Below are 17,299 nucleotides of genomic sequence, written 5' to 3'. Positions count from 1 at the left end.
GCAAACCCTACATGAAAGCATTGATGACCAAACCAAAGGTCAGCACCATACCTACATAGTTGTTGTTGAGAAAAGCAGTGAAACAAGCGTCTCGCTCTCGACCACGGATCAACCACTGCTGGTAGACAAACAAGCCTGCGGCAACTAGTACTGCCCAATAGAATACACTGCCCAAAGCGAGCAACTCTCCGAGGCCAATCAACATAGCAATCACGACAAGCTGTAATAGGCCGATGATCAATTTGTCAAAGCGGCCAAACATTATCGCCGTCGATTTTATTCCGATTTTTAGGTCATCATCTCGATCAACCATCGCATACTGAGTGTCGTAGGCGATCGTCCATAAAGCGTTAATCACAAACAGTAACCATACTTCAGAAGGCAAGGCATCGGCCTGTGCTGCCCACGCCATAGGAATCGCCCAACTAAATGCCAACCCTAAAAACAGTTGCGGTAAGTGAGTAAAGCGCTTCATAAATGGGTATATAAAGGCCAAAGCAATACCAGCAAACGACAGCTTGATGGTCAGCGCATTCATACTCAACACTAATACAAACGATAGTAAGGCGAGTACCACGAACAACAACAAGGCCTCTTGCGCAGAAACTAACCCGGAAGGTAGCGGACGTGACTGAGTACGTTTCACGTGCCCGTCAAAATTTCGGTCGGCGTAATCGTTGATCACACAACCTGCCGAGCGCATCAGGAATACCCCAGCGATAAACACCAATAACACGTTCCAATCTGGCAGGCCATCGGCTGCGAGCAACAGTGCCCATAAGGTAGGCCACAACAAAAGCAGAGAGCCAATCGGACGGTCAAGACGCATCAATTGGCAATAAGCACGCACTTTGGTGCTAATCATTTATGCCTTCTCCTTGATATAAATCGGGGCATCTGGCAGAAATAGTTCTGCCACTAACATAGGTTTATTGTTCATCCACAAACGTGAACGGCGGGCTAGCAGTTCACCATTGGGTGTATTTGCAATGCCGACTTCCAGTGCATCTCGACGAACATCCTCGGCACTAAATACCGTCAAACCCAAAGGAATATCGCCTTGGCGGGATAGATCATATTGCTGGTCAATGAGAGAAGACTCAGGGATCAAAGTACGCCCCAATACCCAAGCCTTATCATCACCTTTTAAGATCACTTCTCGCAACCAACAGGATTGGTCGCTAATTTTATGACTTTCTTGCGCTGTTAGCTCAGAGGCGGCCATGTTTTGGTTGGTCAGCAGGTCAACACTCAATGATTGACACTGCTCGGCAAGCATTCGTGATAACGAGCCTTGTTCCAACAGCCAACGGCGAGACCTACTACAACTAAAATCAAAATTCTCAGGCTGACACCACTGCACATCCTTGAGTGCAGTAAAGTACAAGGTTCTCAACTCTTCCATACCATTATTCTACTTATCGCATTACAATTAGCGCACGACGCAATTTTTTTGCTTTCTTTTTCGCCACTGTTGACTCACTATTGTAACAGACAAATTCGTCACTCGGCTCATCATTAACGACAACAAAAAAGATACAATTATGTACCAACATATGTACGCCAAGCTGCTGCTTATCCTAGCGGTATTGTTACCATTTAGCGCTCACGCTGAAGAGGAAAAAGCAGGGCCACAATTTTCTTACTACACGCTTCAGCCTGACCTTACGACCAACTTCCATACCACGGGTAAAAAGCTGGGCTATTTGCAAGTACGTATCGACATCATGGTCAACGACCCAACTTACGTGCCTATGCTAGAGCAACATAACCCGCTGATCCGTGACGCTATCGTCGAAACTCTCGGTCAGCAAAGTGAAGATATGGTGCGTTCACTTTCCGGACGAGAAGATTTACGTAAATTGCTGATTGATGAGCTCAACGAGCTACTACTGGCGGAAACAGGAAAAACCGTCATTTCCGATCTACTGTTTACTAAATACCTGTATCAGTAATGCTTCAAGACAAAAAAACGGCTCATCGTTAGGTGAGCCGTTTTTTTATTCAGGCACGCTTTGACGTGCTGTTTGTATCCCATAACCCTAAAGCGATACCACTCAGCAGTCCCAATAGGTGGGCGGTGTTGGCTATTGCCATGAAAGATTGAGCATATCCAAGCACCAACCAAACCAACATAAAGCCTACAATCGGCTTAGCGACGATGACACCCTTCTCAGGTGCTCGCCAGGTCAACATCCAGATGTAACCGAGCAAAGCGTAAACGACGCCAGACAGCCCACCAAAATTAGCCCCTTCGAACCAAAACTGACCCGCACCAGAGACCGCACCTGACAACAAAAACAGTTGCAGCAGTTTGCCACTACCAAGCTTTTGCTCGATATCACCTCCAAACTGCCACCACCACAATAAATTAAACACGATGTGAGTGACGGAGAAATGCAGCACAGCATGAGAAACCCAGCGCCACAGCTCTAGTTTCTGCTCAGCGTATGCAGGAAAATGCAACGCAGTAAATACTTCTCGACCAAACCCAAACTGCTGGAGACCAAACACAGCCATGGCAACCACCATAATCAACAGGGTCAATGGCCCCGCTTTGGCTTTCACCATCTTAAGCAGGCTTGGCGTTTGGTAGTGAAAGTTACTGGTCCTCGTTTCTGCCATATCCCACGATGCCGCCTGGTATTTGGCAGCTTGTGGATTGGCGAGAAAGTGCTTCAGTTCTGCTTGAGCTTCAACTAGGTACTGATCGTCCATCAACCACAACGCAAATTGACCACCACCTTCGGGCATCATGTTGAGTTCAATCTGACGTGAAGCCATGTAATCAATAAATGCCTGACCTAAACGAGGATTATCAAGCACAAACAGTCGCTGCATAGGCAACCTCTCTTATTGGCCTTGCACAGGAAGTTGGTGTTTTTGCCACTCAGCAAATCCGCCATCCACACTATAAACCTGTTCAAAACCTTGGTTAATCAAATACTGTGCCGCCCCTTGGCTACTGACACCGTGGTAGCACATGACCAAGACAGGGTGTTCAAAATCATACTGCTGCATAAACTCGACGATCGAATCGTTGGTCAAATGAAACGCATCACTTGGGTGACTAATGGCAAAAGACTGTGGGTCACGAATGTCCACCATCACCGCTTGTTGCTCAGCAACCATCTGCTGCGCAGCCTTTACATCAATATGTTGAAACGATTCCATGCTCTTCCTTATTTTTGCTGACTATTTTTGCAATCATTGTAACGTATCCAAAGGCTCACAGGGAAACACCCTATAAAACACGCCCAACCAGTGTGCAGATTTTCACCTTTTGTGGATAAAACTGTGGATTGCGTTGATAAAGTGTTTTTTGGATCTTTGATCCACAAGATATAGTAATGATCCTGATTTAAGTGTGAGTAATAAAAACAATATCCCCAAAGCCGCAGCGACGACAAAGGCCGATCAGATGGGGTTTTCACTCAATTTTCGAACCATCAACTCACAGAGTTATCCACAGAAAGCTGTTCCACTCTCGATCTACAGGTATAAAAAAACCGAGATCCTAAGATCTCGGTTTTTTCAAATTCTATGCTTGGGGATCAGAAATCGCCAACGGCTTGCTTAAGCTTTTTCATCGCATTTTTTTCTAGCTGACGAATACGCTCTGCGGACACACCATAGGTATCTGCAAGCTCTTGCAAAGTCGCTTTTTGGTCATCTAGCCAACGAGAGCGAACAATGTGCTGACTGCGCTCGTCTAGGCTCGACAATGCTTGGCTCAAGCGATTGTTAGTATGCTGCTCCCAGTTAGACGCTTCGACGTTGTCTGCAACATCAGAATGTTTGTCTTCTAGGTAATACATTGGTGCCGAGTAGTTGCTAGAGCCTTCGTCATCATCGTTTGACATATCAAACGCCGCATCTTGCGCTGCGAGACGAGATTCCATCTCTCGCACTTCTGATGGCTCAACACCCAACTCACGGGCAACGGTTTCTACTTCACCACTATTAAACCAGCCCAAGCGCTTCTTGGACTTACGTAGGTTGAAGAACAATTTACGCTGAGCTTTTGTGGTGGCTACTTTAACAATACGCCAGTTTCGTAGCACAAACTCATGAATTTCGGCTTTGATCCAATGCACTGCAAACGAGACTAGACGGACACCCACCTCTGGGTTGAAGCGTTTAACCGCTTTCATCAGTCCGATATTGCCTTCTTGAACCAGATCAGCCATTGGTAAACCGTAGCCAGAATAACCACGTGCCACATGAACAACGAAACGCAAGTGTGACAAGATCAGCCCTTTCGCTGCCTCAATCTCACCTTTGTAGTGCAATCTCTCAGCCAGTTCACGCTCCTCTTCAGCCGTCAGCATTGGGTAGCTGTTCGCCGAACGGATATAGCTATCTAAGCTATCTTGAGTTACTAGTGCCATTGGATATGCTTGGTTAGTCATTCAGTTGGTACCTCGGATATCTCTACAATTTACTTTTTGCTAGGTTTGAAAGTCTAGCGGGACTTTGTTGAACCTAATATGAACGGCATTTAATGCACAATCTTTCACAGTTCATCAAAGGGAAGCCTATTATTCATAGATCTTTGCCCAGCACAAGTCAATAGTTTTGAGTAATGCGAGCTAAGCAAAGGTAAGACCTAAAAATGCTACACAGGTTCAATTTCATTTAGATGACGCTGAGCAGAAAGCTTGGCAGCAGCCAGTCCAAGGCCTGTGCCAATCATCAGGAGTAGAAAGGTTTCGTCCCAACTCATGCCGATCAATCTAAAGCTACTGTCATAAGAAATAGCTAAATCTTCTACCGCACCGTTGAGCAAAATGGTGATAACCGCCGTGACGATCCATGCGCATACGGCACTTAACCCACCAAACCATACCCCAGTGTAAAGATAAGGTCGCAGGATAAAGCTGTCTGTTGCGCCGATAAGTTTCATCACTTTGATTTCTTCTTTATGTGCCAATACGTTAAATCGCAACGTATTACCCACGATCAAGAAAACCGCTCCCAGCATCAGTACCCCTAATGCCAACGCTAACCCTGTCGCTAAGCGGTAAATGGCACTTAAGCGCTCAAACCAATCTTGATCCATGCGCACATCCGTCACTTCTTGGATATTTTGCAGCTCATTGCGCAGCTCTCCCAGCGAAGGTTGCTTATCCACTGACGGTGTGACTACTAACACAGCGGGTAAAGCAAACTCTTCTAACATAGACAACGCTTGTTCAAGGCCAGCATGACGACTCATGTCTTCAAGACCTTGCTGCGAAGAGACATAGTCAATGGTTTGGATGGTGTCCCAACTCTCCAGTTGATCTTTAAGCACCATGATGCGAGCTTCGGCTAAGTCTTCTTGCAAGAAAACATTCACTTGCGATGAAGCACTCATGCCTTGTGCCACCACAGATAGATTTTTGCCGACCAAATACAAGCTAGCAGGTAATGTCAGTGCGACACTGATCACCGCGAGGGTCAGTAAACTGCCTAAAGGTCGCTGGGTCAGTTCAAATAAGGCTCGACGCGCTTGCTTGATATGGACCTTAAAAAAGCCATCGGTCTTTGGCCCAGATTTAGCGCCCATAAGAGTCTACCTCACTTAAAAAGCCTTGATTGAGTTCTAAGCGTCGGTACTGCGGACGAGTATTCATCATGTCGACATCGTGAGTCGCAAACAAGACGGTCACACCGGCGCGATTAAACTCACCAAACAGGCTAAGTACTCGGTTGGATAGGTCGCTGTCCAAGTTACCTGTCGGCTCATCAGCCAACAGCAAGGTTGGTCGATTCACAACTGCTCGAGCTATCCCTACTCGCTGCTGCTCACCGCCAGAGAGTTGGCTTGGGTAACAGCGAGCTTTATCTAACAAGTCGGTTTTATCTAGTGCGGCGTTTACTCGGCGTTTGATTTCATTTTCAGACACCGACTCAATGCGCATTGGCAACGCAACATTGTCATAGACCGTGCGGTCCATGAGTAGACAATGGTCTTGAAACACGATGCCAATGTTTCGACGCAAGTAAGGGATATCTTTAGGCTGAATACGAGTCACGTCATGACCATTAAAGCTGATCTTGCCGTCGGTCGGTCTTTCTATCGCACAAATGAGCTTAAGCAAGGTACTTTTGCCCGCCCCTGAATGCCCGCCCAGAAATGCCATTTCGCCACGACGCAGGTGGAAGTCAACTTTTTGCAACGCTTGACGACCACCCCGATAGGCTTTGCTTACCTGCTGAAACCTAATCACTCAATCATCCTTTATTCTTCGCGGCTAAATAGCGCTTCGATATAATCTTTGGACGTAAATGGACGAAGATCGTCAATGCCCTCACCCACACCAATGTAGCGGATTGGGATCTTAAACTGATCTGCAATAGCGAAGATCACACCACCTTTAGCAGTACCATCAAGTTTAGTCAGGGTGATACCTGTTAGCGGCGCAACATCGCTAAATAGTTTAGCTTGGCTAATCGCATTTTGGCCTGTTGCTGCGTCCAAGGTCAGCATGATTTCATGCGGCGCACTATCATCAATCTTTTTCATCACTCGAACAATTTTGCGCAGCTCTTCCATCAGGTTGGCTTTGTTCTGTAGTCGACCTGCCGTATCAGCAATCACCACATCGACACCACGCGCTTTGGCTGCTTCAATGGCATCGTAAATCACCGATGCGCTGTCCGCTCCAGTATGTTGAGCAATCACTGGCACGTCATTGCGCTCGCCCCAAACTTGTAGCTGCTCAACCGCCGCTGCACGGAACGTATCGCCCGCCGCCAGCATAACTTTCTTGCCTTCGCTCTGGAACTGTTTTGCCAGCTTACCAATGGTGGTGGTTTTACCCACACCATTCACACCCACCATTAGAATAACGTAAGGGGTTTTGCCACTGTCCACGACCAAAGGCTGCTCGACCTCAGACAAGATCTCAGCCATCTCTTCTTTGAGTAAGCCGTATAGGGCTTCACCATCTTTTAGCTGTTTGTGGCTCGCTTTCTCGGTCAGGCTGTCGATAATTTTCATGGTGGTATCCATGCCAACATCGGCGATCAAAAGCTGCTCTTCAAGTTCTTCGAAAAGCTCGTCATCGATCTCTTTGCCTTTAAACAGACCAAAGAAGCCTGCACCAATGTTTTCTTTGGTACGACGTAAGCTACGTTTTAGGCGCTCAAAAAAGCTCTCGGTGGGTTTTTGTTGTTCTTGTACGCGAGCAACTGTTTGCGGCTCTTCAACCACTTCCTCGCTCTGCTCTGCTTGTGCTACTGGTTCTTGCTCTGCCTCAAGCTCTGGTTTAATTTCTTCCTGAGGCTCTACGATGTCTGATTGCGCAGGCGCTTGCTCAGCGTCTGCACTTGGCTCAGATTGCTCAGTGGATTCAGAAACTGGGTTTTGCTCAGCTTCTTCAACTGGGGTTTGTGGCTGTTGGTTTTCTTTTTGCTCTTCATCACCAAAACCGAGCCACGACAGCAATCCGCGCTTTTTCTTCGATGTCATTTGGGTTCCTAACGATCTTTCTACCAAACTCCTAGTAGAGTTTTGGTACACTTCGGTAAATTCTAACCATACTATCATTTTATTTGCGGTCAAAAAATCTATGAGAAGACGTCGCCAGCCAAACCCATCACAAAACCAAAAAGCCAGTGGTTTTATTCGAATCATCAGTGGGCTATGGAGAGGCCGTAAACTACCAGTACACGACGCAGAAGGTCTACGCCCAACCACAGACCGAGTAAAAGAAACCTTGTTTAACTGGATTGCAGCCGACGTAGGGTACGCAAATTGTTTGGATGTCTTTGCAGGCTCTGGTGGCCTTGGTTTTGAAGCGGCGTCGCGCCAAGCAAAAAAAGTCACTATGCTTGAAATGAACCCAACTGCTTATAAGCAGTTGTGCCAAAACCGTGATCAGTTAAAAGCGGATAATATCGACGTGGTCAATACTGACGCACTCAAGCACTTAGAAGCCCAAGGACAAGCTGATGTAGACCTAGTGTTCCTTGATCCTCCATTTCGACAAGGCTTACTTGATGAGGCGATCACTAAGCTTGAAGACAATGGTTGGCTTTCTGATAACGCACTGATATATATCGAAACAGAAAAAGAGCTGGCGCTACCAAGGTTACCGACACAATGGCAGCTACACCGCGAAAAAACCGCCGGCCAAGTTAGCTACCGTCTATACATTAGGGAGAATGGATGAAATATTTAATCTGGCTTGCGAAAGCCGCCATTGGATTTGTCTGGTTTGTACTGCTAGTCAATATCGTGCATCCATTTCCAGGTAATGCGGCGATTGCTCTGTACATCATGACAGGTTTTTTACTGTTTATGCATGCTATTCAAATGCTGATTTTTATCGGTGCCTTTGGCGAGAAAGTGCCGATGACGCGCTGGGAAAAGTGGTCGATATTGGTCTTTGGTATTTTTGCCATGCTCGACCTTAGACGCAAATACATGACCTAACACCTATCTACGACTAAATACCAAAAGGGGGAGCCAATCGTGCTCCCCCTTTCTATGCCAGTTTAAAATATCGACTGATGCCATCTAAGAACATTTGAGTCGAGATGATCACCAACAACAAGCCCATCAAGCGTTCGATGGCACGCAGGCCACGCTCTCCGAGTAACTTGTGGAAGAAGTCATAGAACATCAAAATGATGAAACTCGCTCCCCACGCCATCAATACCGCTAGCGCCCAATCCCCAATGCGGTCAGGCTCTTGGTTGGAAAGTAGCAATAGCGATGCAATCACCGAAGGCCCAGCAATCATAGGAATAGCGATCGGGACGATATAAGGCTCTTCCCCCGCCGCCAATCCAGTCACCCCTCCTGGGGTTGGGAAAATCAAACGGATAGCGATAATAAACAGGATAATGCCGCCTGAAATGCTGAGTGTTTCTGGTTGAACGTGCAAGAAGGTCAAAATCTTCTCACCAGTAAACAAAAACAGCATCAAGATAAGAAGCGCAAAAAATAGCTCTCTTATCAGAATCTTACGGCGACGCTTTGGATCAAGGTGTTTGAGAATCGACAGCAGAACTGGCAGGTTTCCCAACGGGTCCATGATCAAAAACAGCATCACTGCTGCGGACAAAATATCCATTAGTGGTTACACATTCTGTCTTTGTTGAGCATAAGGCCCGCTTCTGTTTCGACGACTTTGCTGCGTGAAATCAGAAACTCTAAAAGCTGTTCTAAGCTGAGGTCGCTCATTTTACAGGTATGAAAGCGAGCTTGTGGGCCAAACTGCTGAGCAGCCTGAGCTTTCAGCTGTTCGAGAGTCAGTGGTGATGTCGCAATGAGTGCCATTAGATCATGGCCGTGTACTGAGTCAGACAAAGGGGACTCCTTAAGAAGTGGAAAAGGTCCCCTCTATTTTAGCCGAATAATGCGCTTAGGGTCACCACCACAATACCGATGATGTATATCAAACTCATCAAATAAGGCTTGAATTGATGCTTGGAAACTGACGTGAGAATGGCAGCAGATAACAGCAGACAGCCTAGTAAACTGGTTAATGGGAAACGGCCACTGTCCACCAGCCATAACTCACCCACAGCACAGATTAACTGAGTTGCACTCACGCCCAGCAACAACACTGGCAGTAAAATGTTATCTAATTTAGGTAATAAGAGTAAGAAAGCCATGGTTGCAGCGGCGAATACCAAAGCAGGAAACCACCAAATCATCGATTGGTCCAACTGCCACCAATAGTGTTGTCCTAATAAGAAAAGTCCTGCAGCACGTCCAAGTGTGGACCACACTGATGCACTTTGAGGCCGTACGATCCCTGCTTCAGCAAAAAGCAAAGCGCCCAAACCTAAACTCAACCAAACCACTGATTCGCTTTCCATGCGCAAAAGAGTAAGCACAAGCAGAACACATAACGTGATAACGCGGATCCCTGTCCCTGGAGCCGAAAGTTTTAGCTGCTCATTCCCACTTGTTCGCAATGTTTGCCACACAGAAAGCTACCTCTTGATACTGCAAAGAAGGCTTAAGTCTAATCAAACCGCACTCAGAGTCTAGAGTCGGATGCGGAGAACACGATCTCTACCATCAAAAATTATACAAATATGAATTTTAGCCACCAGCTGTGTCTTGCTAAAATAAAACCTAAACCTTTCACCCCAAAGATAAAAGGCAATCGTTTGCTCAAGCATTTACCAATGCAAAAATACCAAATTAAGTTTATGTTTTTATTATAAAAATAATAATTTATAGCCAGGTAAACAAGGCAAGCGCACTAGGACCCTATCAACGCTAATAAACAACCTCAACCAGTAGCAAAACTAGAACACTAAATAGAACTCAGTCTTATCAAGCACTATTAATCAGGAAATCACCTGCAAAAATTCACTTTTACAGTCATCTGAACTACCAGAAAGCCACTAAGCCCCCAAAACCCATGAACACTAATTCGCCCGATTAAAACTCAAATTAAATCAAATAAAAACAACCAGTTAAATCAATATTAAACTCTAAATGTGACAAGTGACTAATATACGAACTATCAAAAACATCAGTAAACTTCGCCAATTCACTCCAAATAACCCAATTAAACTGTGTTTTTTAAGGTCTAGATAATAAATGTTGACAAAATACACTTAAAAGCACTATTATCTACATCAACGGTTTAACCAATAAGATTTAGGAGCAGTGTTATGATTTCTTCTTCACAAAAACAAGGGCTAGTGATGCTTGCGGTAGTTGTAGGCTTGATGACACTGCCGATGATGTACTAACTCGCACTGAGTCAGACATAAAAAAACGGGGACGCATGTATGCGTCCCCGTTTTTTTATGTCTGACTTTTAAATCAATGGCTCACCATCACAAATGCTGGCTCAAGGTGTTCCAATGAATGTAATAGAAACCTGCCGCCGCTGCCGTCATTAATGCCATTAAAGCAATAGCAACACCCCAGATAAACCGGCCACTGCGAGGGGTGAGTTCTTTTTCACACTCATCACATACACGCAGAAAATCTTTTTGATTATCGAGTTGATAGTTATCTTCATGAACAATTTTATTGCGAATGGTGGCGACATAACGCAGTTTTCCAATCACATCATGCGGTAAGCGCTCTTCACAACTGGTGATCAACTGATGCAGCCCTTTTCCATCGGCATGGTATTGACTGCGCAGCAATTTCTCCAACCTACGGGTTCGGGTCACCACTTTTTCTATCTGTGACATTTATCTGCCTCCAACACATGCTTTCTCAGGTGGATACTCCACTCATGACAACTCTTTTAAACTTAGTCTAGGCGAATTGAGATTTTCTCTAGTGAGATCACGAAAACAATCTTATCACTGGTAAGCCCTCTCGTGAGCGGTAAACTTATTGAAATTGATAAGGATATCCCACTATGCCAGTTACATTACTTCTGACCATGTTTTGCTTTGCCATCCTTGCGGGCTGGCTATTTGTGCGTTTCCAACGAAAACACACGCTGGGGGAAAATGCGCCAGAACAAACGGCTCATGTCACCATCATCGATAAACAAGCCATCGATAATGACAACTCCGAACCCGGTGAAGAGCCACAAGAGTATTGGATCTACGTACAAAAAGGACGCTTAGGACCTAAACGTGAATTCCAAGTCGGCATACACTACTTCTCGGCCTTAAACCCTGGTGATCAGGGGGTTCTGACGTATCGTGGTGATAAGTTTGTACACTTTGCAATGCAAAGAGACTAAACAGATCGACCTAAGGCGTCAGCCAGCGAGTCTTACTCGATTTCGCCAATACCCAACTCAACCACAGAGCAGCACTGCCTGCGACCAGAGTCCACAATGGTATCGATAGCCAAGCTGGCAATAGTCGATACCACTCAAGCTCTATCATCGGCCACAAAAAGATCGGATGGAGCAAATACACACCTAAGCTATATTGGCTGACAAAGCTCACCACTTGCTTGCTCGCCTCACTCAGCCTTGGCGCAAAGTAACGTGCAGCGATGAATATTGCTGCGACTATAACAATGGTATTTATGGTTTTATAAGATAGCCAACGCCCGACCTTATACTCTTGCAATGCCAGGCTAGGCTCTATCACCATCATCACTGTCACTATGGCGGCAATGATTCCAGCGGCTACAAAGCCCTGCATAAGACGTTTGGTTAACTCAACGTGGTAAAGATACCAACCCAGCAGCAAATAGCCCGCATACAGCCACAGTTCATGGCTCCATGGGCCATCGATTTTGAATAGGAACAGTGTTGTCGTTAGTAACCAAAGACCTGCGTATGCCGCTAATGCTTTGTGATCGTAATTGGCCATTAACCACTTAAACACTGGCACCACAAAGTAAAGCGGCAAAAAATAATAGAAAAAACCAAGATGGTAATAAGTCGGGTGAGAAAAGAACTCTAACAGCACCTGAGTCGATGTTTGCGCGGCATACCCACTGATACTCCAGCCACTAAACCAAGCATAAAATAGTGACCAAACGAGAAATGGCACCAGAACCTTACCCAAGCGACGCTTAAAAAAGGTAACGGGGTCAAATGGCCTTTTATCAGAAAGCATCAACGCCCCTGTGATCATAATGAACACAGGTACGGCCCAACGGCTAAGGCTATTTAAGCCCACAGCAGCGATCCATTCTGGGGTTGGGATCTCGCCCAATAAATGACGATAGGGTCCTAATGCGTGGATAGCTACAACGGCAATCGCTGCCACAAAACGCAATAGGTCAAAAAAGAAAATACGATTGGACACTTCTGTTTCCCTGCAATCTCGGCCAACAAAAAAAGCCTATACCAATTAAGGCATAGGCTCACTCATTTTCTTTTACTGGCGGTCAACGTCAGGTTAAGTTTTGTTCAGCGACAAGTCATGACTATGGCGTGGAAGCCAGATACTGATGACGACGGTCAGCGCCAAAAAGGCAAAAGAGACCCACAAACACGCAGCTAAGCCTGCTATTTGGAACACCCAGCCAGATAATACTGTACCTATCAAACGCCCCATGGCATTGGCCATGTAGTAGAAGCCAACGTCCAAGGAAACGCCATCTTCTTTAGCATAGCTGACAATAAGGTAAGAGTGCAGAGAAGAGTTCACAGCGAAAATCGCCCCAAACACCATCAGTCCCACCACGATCACAAGCTGCTGCTGCCATTCAACTTGCACAGCGTAAGCAATTGCAGCTGTGATAACCGCTAGGCCAGCGGCCCACCACATTGCTGCACGCCCGTCTGGTACCTTGCCTTGTGCTTTGCCCGTCAAACGAGGAGCAAAGCCTTGCACAAAGCCGTAGCCAATCACCCAGCAAGCAAGAAAACCGCCTACCCACAAGTGATCCCAGCCAAACACGCTACCAAGATACACAGGCAATGCCACAACAAACCATACGTCACGAGCACCAAACAAGAACATGCGCGCTGCCGACAGAATATTCACGCTGCCAGATTTAGAGAAGATCTGCGAAAACTTAGGCTTATTCTTCGCTTTACCGATCTCGCTTTTAAGGCCAATCATGCTACCAATCCACACCAGGACCAGCACGCCTGCCATCGCAGCAACAGCATATTGGAAACCCACCAAGGTGAGTAGCATACCACCAAGGAAAAAGCCGACACCTTTCAGCGCATTCTTAGACCCGGTCAGGATAGCAATCCACTTGTATAGCGCACCTTGCTGATCCCCTGGAACCAAGGTTTTTATCGCACTCTTGGCACTCATCTTATTGAGGTCTTTAGCAATACCAGACAGCGCTTGAGCCGCCATAACCCAAGGTATGGTTAACCAAGCATTAGGAACCGCCAACATCAAAAGCGCGACTATTTGCATCCCCAAACCAATGTTCATGGTTCGATTCAGCCCTAAGCGCGCACCGAGCCAACCGCCCACAAGGTTAGTAACAACGCCAAAGAACTCGTAAAACAAGAACAGTGACGCTATTTCTAAGCTGCTGTATCCCAAATCATGGAAGTAAAGCACCACCAGCATACGCAGGGCACCATCGGTGATGGTGAAATTCCAGTAGTTGAAGGTCACCAGCATATACTGGCGAACACTTTGGCTAAGATTTGACAGCATCTCGACCTCGATTAAGCTTTTGCGACTGCTTGAATGTATTCCACTTGTACCGATTTAGTGAAAGCACCAGGGCGCAATGCCTGCACCTTAGTGACAATCTCATCCAGTGGCCATTGTTTCTCTAACAATAAATGCGCAGCAAGCAAACCTGTGCGGCCCGAACCGCCCATGCAGTGCAGGGCAACCTTATCGCCTGCATCAACAATGGCGTGCAGCGTTGGACTTGCAGCTTGCCACTTGGCAGCAAAATCTGCTTCAGGCGCTTTATCGTCTTCAATGACGATTTGGAACCATTTCATTCCAAGTTGCTCGGTAATATGGCCAAGTTCGGCAACATTCTTAGATGCCATCTCTTCATCACTCAATGCGGTAACAATTGCGGCAACCCCTTGCGATTTCAGCTGCTCTAGTGATGTCTGCAGATCCGCTTCTTTAGTGCCCGGGCACGGCGTCAGGATCAGCGCACCTAAATCTAAGTCAAGTTGCCAAGTTGGGTGTGTCATTTGAATATTCCTTTTGCAATTCTCAATTAAGCGAGACCGACAGTACGAATAAGCTCTGCGGTACGAGTTGCGTAGCCCATCTCGTTATCGTACCAAGCGTAGATTTTTAACATACGAGGGCCAACCAGCATGGTAGATTGTGCATCAACGATGGTAGAACGTTGGTCACCTTTGTAGTCGATAGAAACCAGTGGACGATCTTCAAAGCCAAGGATGCCTTTCAGCTCACCTTCTGACGCTTCTTTTAGCATCGCATTCACTTCTTCCACACTGGTATCACGCTTCACGTCAAACACGATGTCAGTCAGCGATGCGTTGGCTAGTGGTACACGTACCGCATGGCCATCAATCTTGCCTTTTAGCTCAGGGAAAATTTCTACAATCGCTTTAGCGCTGCCCGTTGTGGTTGGGATAAGGCTCATACCACAAGCACGTGCACGACGTAGGTCTTTGTGCGGCGCATCTAGGATGGTTTGAGTGTTAGTTAGGTCATGAATGGTGGTGAAAGCGGCTTGCTCGATGCCTAGTTTCTCGTTGATCACTTTAACCACAGGAGCAATACAGTTAGTCGTACATGACGCTGCAGTGACGATGCGGTGCTTCTCTGGATCAAAAATTTCATCGTTCACACCAACAACAATATTTGCCACACCGTCTTCTTTCACTGGTGCAGATACCACAACACGCTTAACGCCTTGGTCTAGGTATTTGTTTAGGAACTCTGTCTTGCGGTGAACACCGGTAGACTCAAGCACGACGTCACAGCCCGACCAATCGATCGCATCAATATCACGCTCTTGGGTAGTATGGATCGTCTTACCATTGATAAGCATGTCCGTGCCTTGTGTGGTCACTTCATGATGCCATGTGCCCTGTACTGAATCGAACTGCAGTAGGTGAGCTAAGGTTGCTGCATCGCCAGCAACGTCATTGATTTGAACGATTTCAAAACCTTCCCAATCGAAGCTTGCACGCATCGCAAGACGACCAATACGACCAAAACCGTTAATACCTACTTTAATTGTCATAGCTTTTCTCCTGCTAATAGACACGGACGCTCGGAGGCGGCCAAACGCTGAATATCTTGTTGGTACTGACCTGCAAGGCAATTAGATAGCTTAAGGTCTTCAATTATCTTTAGCATCCATCCCGGCAGATCGGTAGAAATCTGGTAATAAACCCATAACCCGTTGCGCTCATCGGTCAGTATGCCGGATTGGCGCAACATGGCTAAATGTCGAGAAATCTTCGGCTGACTCTCATCGAGCGCTGCCGTAAGCTCCCCAACACATAACCTTTTTTCTCGAGCGATCAGCAGTAAGCAACGCATTCGAGTTTCATCAGAGAGCAGCTTAAAAAATTGATGGGGTAGCATTTGTTACCTCTCATATATCTGCATATCCATATATATAAACAAATAAAAAAAGCAGGTCAACAAAATGACCGGCTTTGTCACAAAACTTTCATCTGAGCCTTCAGATGAAAAAGTGGGTGCGTTACTCCAGTGACGCCTGAATTTGCTCACTCCACGCCATGGCTTGAACCAGCTCGTGCTTTACATCGCTGACTTCCAACTTGAGCTGCTTACATAGATTCTCGACCTGCAACCAGTTCGCTTGCTCGAACTGCTCTTCTAATGCTAACAAGCGACCCAACACTCCACCTCGTTCTAACAAAGCTACGTTGAGCTCGGTGCTTAACGGCAACTGGCTGAGCAGATGGTCCATCGATTGATCGAGAAAGCTATCGAGCAATGACAGCAGCCCGAGCAGAAAGGCTTGGTCACGCTGATCACTGAATGGTTGGTAGCGAGTCATCAAATGGCAAAATCGTGCTCGTTGCAAACTGAGCTTACGCAACTCGGCGGGCTTATTTATCGCCACGTAAGAGGCCACCACCAGCGATACAAACTGTTTTAGTCTGTCTTGTCCTAGATAGACCAACGCCTGCTTAAAAGAGGAAATTGGCACCGTAATGCGATGGCTAAACCCATTCACGAACTTCAGCAACTGATAACTTAATGACACATCACCAGAGATAAGGAACTCCACTTTCTTGTAATCCACTTGCGGCTTACACACCTCGTAAAACAGTTGCATCGCCAGTACTTGTTCTGGTTTTACAGCGCGATTACGAATGATCTCTGGCTTGCTAAAGAAATAGCCTTGGAAAAAATGAAAGCCTGCGGCTTGAGTGGCGGCAAACTCTTCGGCGGTCTCGACTCGCTCCGCCACATATTTACGACTGCACCCTTGGCTGCGACGGGCTTGCACATACTCACACGCCTTCTCGACGCCCACTTGCATTAAATCGATCTTGATGATGCGAGCAAATGGCAAAAACCGTTGCCACTCTGGCCCTAAGTCAAAGTCATCTAAGGCGATTTTGTAGCCATTGCGGTGCAGATAACGAACAGCTTGCAGCAGCTCATCGGTTGGACGACAGGTCTCTAGAATTTCCACCACGATATGCTCTTTTGGCAGCGCCATCGGCAACAGACGCACCAAACTCTCGTGGGAGAAATTAATAAAATAACGCAGTGGTTGCGCTGTGGTCAGCTCTTGAAAAGAGAGGAAATTTTCGGCGATTAACCGGTATGTCGCACGGTTAGAATCTACATGCGCTGGAAAGGCATTATTTTCACCATCACGAAATAGAAGTTCATACCCTAAAGTATGGCGCTTTCCATTAAGAATGGGTTGCCTAGCAACGTAAGTATACATATTGGTACTTCACATGTTTATCGCCGAATCAAGAAGCGCTAAGAATAGCTTAAAAGT

The 17,299-nt window shown here is 46.4% G+C and carries 22 protein-coding genes; 4 read left to right on the top strand and 18 right to left on the bottom strand.

Annotated elements, in window-relative coordinates; all coding sequences use genetic code 11:
* Nucleotides 1–7: 7 nt before the first annotated feature.
* Together ubiA and J4N39_RS00565 are read right to left on the bottom strand one after the other, a co-directional pair.
* The gene (ubiA, locus tag J4N39_RS00570) at nt 8–865 is read right to left on the bottom strand and encodes a 4-hydroxybenzoate octaprenyltransferase (RefSeq protein ID WP_252021043.1); all 858 of its coding nucleotides are present in this window, start codon (nt 863–865) and stop codon (nt 8–10) included.
* Nucleotides 866–1,405, bottom strand: coding sequence for a chorismate lyase (locus tag J4N39_RS00565; RefSeq protein WP_252021041.1), 540 nt, complete (start codon nt 1,403–1,405; stop codon nt 866–868).
* A gap of 139 nt (nt 1,406–1,544) precedes the next feature.
* Between J4N39_RS00565 and J4N39_RS00560 the strand changes: the two genes are divergently transcribed.
* On the top strand, nt 1,545–1,955 hold the full coding sequence (locus J4N39_RS00560) for a flagellar basal body-associated protein FliL (protein WP_252021039.1): 411 nt from the start codon (nt 1,545–1,547) through the stop codon (nt 1,953–1,955).
* A 49-nt stretch (nt 1,956–2,004) separates the two neighbouring features.
* Here the strand turns inward: J4N39_RS00560 and glpG are convergent, their stop codons facing one another.
* The 6 genes from glpG to ftsY form a co-directional block, all read right to left on the bottom strand.
* Nucleotides 2,005–2,841 (bottom strand): rhomboid family intramembrane serine protease GlpG, encoded by an 837-nt coding sequence (gene glpG / locus J4N39_RS00555; RefSeq protein ID WP_252021037.1) that lies wholly within the window; start codon nt 2,839–2,841, stop codon nt 2,005–2,007.
* 12 nt (nt 2,842–2,853) lie between these two features.
* Nucleotides 2,854–3,174 (bottom strand): thiosulfate sulfurtransferase GlpE, encoded by a 321-nt coding sequence (glpE, locus tag J4N39_RS00550; RefSeq protein ID WP_252021034.1) that lies wholly within the window; start codon nt 3,172–3,174, stop codon nt 2,854–2,856.
* Between the two features lie 380 nt (nt 3,175–3,554).
* Nucleotides 3,555–4,412, bottom strand: coding sequence for an RNA polymerase sigma factor RpoH (rpoH, locus tag J4N39_RS00545; protein WP_252021032.1), 858 nt, complete (start codon nt 4,410–4,412; stop codon nt 3,555–3,557).
* Between the two features lie 206 nt (nt 4,413–4,618).
* The gene (gene ftsX, locus J4N39_RS00540; RefSeq protein ID WP_252021021.1) at nt 4,619–5,551 is read right to left on the bottom strand and encodes a permease-like cell division protein FtsX; all 933 of its coding nucleotides are present in this window, start codon (nt 5,549–5,551) and stop codon (nt 4,619–4,621) included.
* Nucleotides 5,541–6,215 (bottom strand): cell division ATP-binding protein FtsE, encoded by a 675-nt coding sequence (gene ftsE, locus J4N39_RS00535; protein ID WP_252021019.1) that lies wholly within the window; start codon nt 6,213–6,215, stop codon nt 5,541–5,543. The genes ftsX and ftsE overlap by 11 nt, the downstream gene beginning before the upstream one ends.
* 11 nt (nt 6,216–6,226) lie before the next feature.
* Entirely contained in the window at nt 6,227–7,459 is a 1,233-nt protein-coding gene (gene ftsY / locus J4N39_RS00530) for a signal recognition particle-docking protein FtsY (protein ID WP_252021017.1), read from the bottom strand.
* Between the two features lie 100 nt (nt 7,460–7,559).
* Between ftsY and rsmD the strand changes: the two genes are divergently transcribed.
* Nucleotides 7,560–8,162, top strand: a complete 603-nt coding sequence (rsmD, locus tag J4N39_RS00525) for a 16S rRNA (guanine(966)-N(2))-methyltransferase RsmD (protein WP_252021015.1) — start codon at nt 7,560–7,562, stop codon at nt 8,160–8,162.
* On the top strand, nt 8,159–8,425 hold the full coding sequence (locus J4N39_RS00520; protein ID WP_252021013.1) for a DUF1145 domain-containing protein: 267 nt from the start codon (nt 8,159–8,161) through the stop codon (nt 8,423–8,425). Before rsmD ends, J4N39_RS00520 begins: the two co-directional genes overlap by 4 nt.
* A 52-nt stretch (nt 8,426–8,477) precedes the next feature.
* Here the strand turns inward: J4N39_RS00520 and J4N39_RS00515 are convergent, their stop codons facing one another.
* From J4N39_RS00515 to J4N39_RS00500, 4 genes are all read right to left on the bottom strand, one after another.
* Nucleotides 8,478–9,068 (bottom strand): YhgN family NAAT transporter, encoded by a 591-nt coding sequence (locus J4N39_RS00515; RefSeq protein ID WP_252021011.1) that lies wholly within the window; start codon nt 9,066–9,068, stop codon nt 8,478–8,480.
* Nucleotides 9,068–9,304, bottom strand: coding sequence for a YecH family metal-binding protein (locus J4N39_RS00510; protein ID WP_252021009.1), 237 nt, complete (start codon nt 9,302–9,304; stop codon nt 9,068–9,070). The genes J4N39_RS00515 and J4N39_RS00510 overlap by 1 nt, the downstream gene beginning before the upstream one ends.
* Before the next feature lie 38 nt (nt 9,305–9,342).
* The gene (locus tag J4N39_RS00505; protein ID WP_252021007.1) at nt 9,343–9,930 is read right to left on the bottom strand and encodes a hypothetical protein; all 588 of its coding nucleotides are present in this window, start codon (nt 9,928–9,930) and stop codon (nt 9,343–9,345) included.
* Between the two features lie 867 nt (nt 9,931–10,797).
* The gene (locus J4N39_RS00500) at nt 10,798–11,163 is read right to left on the bottom strand and encodes a DUF4145 domain-containing protein (protein WP_252021005.1); all 366 of its coding nucleotides are present in this window, start codon (nt 11,161–11,163) and stop codon (nt 10,798–10,800) included.
* Between the two features lie 173 nt (nt 11,164–11,336).
* On the opposite strand from J4N39_RS00500, the gene J4N39_RS00495 reads away from it, so the two are divergent.
* On the top strand, nt 11,337–11,669 hold the full coding sequence (locus J4N39_RS00495; RefSeq protein ID WP_252021003.1) for a DUF2500 domain-containing protein: 333 nt from the start codon (nt 11,337–11,339) through the stop codon (nt 11,667–11,669).
* A 10-nt stretch (nt 11,670–11,679) separates the two neighbouring features.
* Here J4N39_RS00495 and J4N39_RS00490 read toward each other — a convergent pair whose 3' ends face one another.
* The 6 genes from J4N39_RS00490 to J4N39_RS00465 all read right to left on the bottom strand — a co-directional run bounded on the left by J4N39_RS00490 (nt 11,680) and on the right by J4N39_RS00465 (nt 17,242).
* Nucleotides 11,680–12,693, bottom strand: coding sequence for an acyltransferase (locus J4N39_RS00490; RefSeq protein WP_252021001.1), 1,014 nt, complete (start codon nt 12,691–12,693; stop codon nt 11,680–11,682).
* 93 nt (nt 12,694–12,786) lie between these two features.
* Nucleotides 12,787–14,016, bottom strand: a complete 1,230-nt coding sequence (gene arsJ / locus J4N39_RS00485) for an organoarsenical effux MFS transporter ArsJ (RefSeq protein ID WP_252020999.1) — start codon at nt 14,014–14,016, stop codon at nt 12,787–12,789.
* 11 nt (nt 14,017–14,027) lie between these two features.
* Entirely contained in the window at nt 14,028–14,519 is a 492-nt protein-coding gene (locus J4N39_RS00480) for a cyclin-dependent kinase inhibitor 3 family protein (protein WP_252020997.1), read from the bottom strand.
* A 26-nt stretch (nt 14,520–14,545) separates the two neighbouring features.
* Nucleotides 14,546–15,547: an ArsJ-associated glyceraldehyde-3-phosphate dehydrogenase gene (locus J4N39_RS00475; RefSeq protein WP_252020995.1), complete on the bottom strand. Its 1,002-nt coding sequence runs from the start codon at nt 15,545–15,547 to the stop codon at nt 14,546–14,548.
* A complete protein-coding gene (locus J4N39_RS00470) occupies nt 15,544–15,894 on the bottom strand; it encodes a metalloregulator ArsR/SmtB family transcription factor (RefSeq protein ID WP_252020993.1) in 351 nt (116 codons plus the stop codon). Before J4N39_RS00470 ends, J4N39_RS00475 begins: the two co-directional genes overlap by 4 nt.
* 121 nt (nt 15,895–16,015) lie before the next feature.
* Entirely contained in the window at nt 16,016–17,242 is a 1,227-nt protein-coding gene (locus J4N39_RS00465) for an EAL and HDOD domain-containing protein (protein ID WP_252020991.1), read from the bottom strand.
* Nucleotides 17,243–17,299 lie beyond the last annotated feature (57 nt).

Source organism: Vibrio sp. SCSIO 43136 (assembly GCF_023716565.1).
In the GTDB taxonomy this organism is placed as follows: domain Bacteria; phylum Pseudomonadota; class Gammaproteobacteria; order Enterobacterales; family Vibrionaceae; genus Vibrio.
The sequence above is the reverse complement of the archived record's forward strand: the minus strand, read 5'-3'. Positions and strand labels throughout refer to the sequence as shown.

Bases quoted from the DNA above. Each gene is read 5' to 3' on its own strand.
- J4N39_RS00475 (WP_252020995.1), bottom strand. From the start codon at position 15,547: ATGACAATTAAAGTAGGTATTAACGGTTTTGGTCGTATTGGTCGTCTT.
- J4N39_RS00465 (WP_252020991.1), bottom strand. From the start codon at position 17,242: ATGTATACTTACGTTGCTAGGCAACCCATTCTTAATGGAAAGCGCCAT.
- J4N39_RS00495 (WP_252021003.1), top strand. From the start codon at position 11,337: ATGCCAGTTACATTACTTCTGACCATGTTTTGCTTTGCCATCCTTGCG.
- rpoH (WP_252021032.1), bottom strand. From the start codon at position 4,412: ATGACTAACCAAGCATATCCAATGGCACTAGTAACTCAAGATAGCTTA.
- J4N39_RS00470 (WP_252020993.1), bottom strand. From the start codon at position 15,894: ATGCTACCCCATCAATTTTTTAAGCTGCTCTCTGATGAAACTCGAATG.
- J4N39_RS00500 (WP_252021005.1), bottom strand. From the start codon at position 11,163: ATGTCACAGATAGAAAAAGTGGTGACCCGAACCCGTAGGTTGGAGAAA.
- ftsX (WP_252021021.1), bottom strand. From the start codon at position 5,551: ATGGGCGCTAAATCTGGGCCAAAGACCGATGGCTTTTTTAAGGTCCAT.
- J4N39_RS00515 (WP_252021011.1), bottom strand. From the start codon at position 9,068: ATGGATATTTTGTCCGCAGCAGTGATGCTGTTTTTGATCATGGACCCG.
- J4N39_RS00560 (WP_252021039.1), top strand. From the start codon at position 1,545: ATGTACCAACATATGTACGCCAAGCTGCTGCTTATCCTAGCGGTATTG.
- J4N39_RS00565 (WP_252021041.1), bottom strand. From the start codon at position 1,405: ATGGAAGAGTTGAGAACCTTGTACTTTACTGCACTCAAGGATGTGCAG.
- J4N39_RS00520 (WP_252021013.1), top strand. From the start codon at position 8,159: ATGAAATATTTAATCTGGCTTGCGAAAGCCGCCATTGGATTTGTCTGG.
- J4N39_RS00480 (WP_252020997.1), bottom strand. From the start codon at position 14,519: ATGACACACCCAACTTGGCAACTTGACTTAGATTTAGGTGCGCTGATC.
- rsmD (WP_252021015.1), top strand. From the start codon at position 7,560: ATGAGAAGACGTCGCCAGCCAAACCCATCACAAAACCAAAAAGCCAGT.
- ubiA (WP_252021043.1), bottom strand. From the start codon at position 865: ATGATTAGCACCAAAGTGCGTGCTTATTGCCAATTGATGCGTCTTGAC.
- ftsY (WP_252021017.1), bottom strand. From the start codon at position 7,459: ATGACATCGAAGAAAAAGCGCGGATTGCTGTCGTGGCTCGGTTTTGGT.
- arsJ (WP_252020999.1), bottom strand. From the start codon at position 14,016: ATGCTGTCAAATCTTAGCCAAAGTGTTCGCCAGTATATGCTGGTGACC.
- glpG (WP_252021037.1), bottom strand. From the start codon at position 2,841: ATGCAGCGACTGTTTGTGCTTGATAATCCTCGTTTAGGTCAGGCATTT.
- glpE (WP_252021034.1), bottom strand. From the start codon at position 3,174: ATGGAATCGTTTCAACATATTGATGTAAAGGCTGCGCAGCAGATGGTT.